The organism is Crocosphaera watsonii WH 8501, from assembly GCF_000167195.1.
GTDB classification, from domain to species: Bacteria; Cyanobacteriota; Cyanobacteriia; order Cyanobacteriales; family Microcystaceae; genus Crocosphaera; species Crocosphaera watsonii.
The window spans coordinates 1-2,244 of sequence record NZ_AADV02000311.1; the positions used below are offsets into that span (position 1 = coordinate 1).

General features: G+C 34.2%; 1 protein-coding gene and 3 pseudogenes. 1 reads left to right on the top strand and 3 read right to left on the bottom strand.

What is annotated here, in order from left to right; genetic code table 11:
* Positions 1-688, bottom strand: a pseudogene (locus CWATDRAFT_RS31250) (IS1634-like element ISCwa1 family transposase); the annotation flags it as partial.
* A gap of 107 nt (positions 689-795) precedes the next feature.
* Here CWATDRAFT_RS31250 and CWATDRAFT_RS31255 point away from each other — a divergent pair.
* Positions 796-1,284: pseudogene (locus tag CWATDRAFT_RS31255) on the top strand (efflux RND transporter permease subunit); the annotation flags it as partial.
* On the opposite strand, the gene CWATDRAFT_RS31260 reads toward CWATDRAFT_RS31255, so the two are convergent.
* Together CWATDRAFT_RS31260 and CWATDRAFT_RS31265 are read right to left on the bottom strand one after the other, a co-directional pair.
* A complete protein-coding gene (locus CWATDRAFT_RS31260; protein WP_232287256.1) occupies positions 1,274-1,438 on the bottom strand; it encodes a hypothetical protein in 165 nt (54 codons plus the stop codon). The pseudogene CWATDRAFT_RS31255 and the gene CWATDRAFT_RS31260 overlap by 11 nt on opposite strands.
* 34 nt (positions 1,439-1,472) lie before the next feature.
* A pseudogene (locus CWATDRAFT_RS31265) lies at positions 1,473-2,204 on the bottom strand (transposase); the annotation flags it as partial.
* Between the last annotated feature and the right edge of the window lie 40 nt (positions 2,205-2,244).

A 2,244-nucleotide genomic window follows, 5' to 3' on the forward strand; every position in this document is an offset into this window, starting at 1 on the left:
AAGCACTATCACAAACCATGATACTATCAAACTTTATTTGCTTTTTGAATTCTACTAAAACTTTTCCAAATACAGCTTTATCAGATTCATTTCCATCTCCTACTCTCACAAATAATGGAATATCTCCATCTTGGCTTGTTATTAAATCCAAGACACATTGTTTTAAGTCTGGTCTATGATCCCGAGAATATCCTTTCTTAATAAAAATTGGTCTTTCTTTAATAATTTTTTCTTCTTCCTGTTTCTCTTTATCTTCTTCCCTTTTATATTCTCCATCTAAATGAAATGATGTGGAATCTAAATGGGAGTATTTAAGGTCTATTTCAAATTTTTTAATTACTTCTAAAACTACTTCAATAAAAATATCATTTAGTCCATATTTATATAATTCATCCATTACTCTCCCAATTTTATCATCATTAAGGTAATCAGGTTTAATTCTTTCTCCTAACAATTTCTCAATGGCTTTATCTTGAAAAAACTGACTGAATAAATATAGAGGTCTTGAAACAAATCCTAGTCCATTGATTAAAATAGACTTAACTACTGTACCTGCTGAGATTTTTTCTCTAACATCTATTCCTAATTTATTATTAATTATTTTGACTATTCCTATTTCATCAATTAAACCAGCTACTATCCCTAAATGGTCTAAATTTTTAACTTGTATTTCTTCTAAATAAGACATTTTTCGCTCTTTTTTTACAGAGGAAACAACTTAAGCAATTATCCCACTTTTTTGTCTTCAAGAGCTTAAGCAATTATACTTAATTGTTAACCCCAGGCTTGTAGTATTTAATGCTACTTTTTAAAGTGCGGAATCTGGGTTATAACAATTTTCTCTATCCTATTGCTATTATGCTCTCCTTACCTTTATCCGTCGGAGGGGCATTGTTAGGGTTATTATTAACTCAAAACGAATTGGGATTATTTGCTTTAATTGGGATTGTTTTATTAATGGGATTAGTCACTAAAAATGCCATTCTCCTAGTGGATTTTACCCTAGCTTATATGAAAGAGGGTAAACCCATATTTAAGGCTTTGGTCGAGGCTGGAGTGTCCCGTTTACGACCGATTCTGATGACGACTTTATCAACAATCGCCGGAATGTCTCCCATTGCTCTGGCCTTGGGAGCAGATGGTGCAGTCAGAAGTCCCATGGCCATTGCTGTTATTGGTGGTTTAATTACCTCCACTTTATTAACCTTGGTTGTGGTTCCGGTTATGTTTACTTACATCGATAGTTTCTATAAGGGGTTTCGGGGACTAATAACTAATAATTAATGGGATCTCCATCTTTGAGATAGGCTGCCCCTTTTAAAACTAAGCGATCGCCACTTTTTAGTCCTTGAACAATTTCCATACGTTGATTTGGGAGAATTTCTCCCACTTCGACAACTTGGGCTTTTACGGTATTATCTGCTTGTACAAGATACACTAAGTAGGGTTTGCTGAAAAAGTTTCTCCAAAATTTATGCCACTTTTGACCAAGAATTTTCTGACAAATCAATAAGTTTTAGTACATAAAAATTGTTTAAAGTATAATCAAAATTAATGAAAGGCGGTTTGATGAGTTCCCCCTGTTCTATTATTAGTAAATAAGGACAAAAAAAGCGACAAAAACTGCCTCAGAAGTTTAGAAAAATTGACAACTAAAAATGTAATAGCAATAGATGTAATGGAGGTTTCAGGGAGTTTTGTCATCACGAGATTTAGGCTAAATCTTCGTTTAGCTTGTCCAAACTTTCCCTCAATAGCATTACGGAAGCATTCATCGGAGTGGGCTTGTTTCTTTTCTTCTTCACTGACATTTTTCGGAGGTCTTCCTAACTTCGGACCACTGATTCTTATCCCTCTTTCCTTACACCAATTTCTGTTTTCCCTAGTTCGATAAATTTTATCTACATGGACGGATTCGGGATAATAGCCAAACGTTTCTTTATACTTTTCTACTTGTTCTTTAAAATGACAAGATTCATTGAAGTTTTCCCAACTTATTTTGTCTAGAAACACATAGTTATCTACACAGCTTACTGAAAGTTTAGCTCCAAACTCTATTGGTTTTCCTGCTTTTCCCCCTCACTATGGACGATATGCGGTTGAAGTAAACTTTACAATCTTTGAAGAACACTCTGGTTCTTATCTCCCACATTGACTGGGTGTGTCATAAACTTTTTGAAAGGCTCTAGACATTTTTCCTGTCTTTACCCAGATTTTCAGGGAAACCCCAGCTGAATTAGTCTT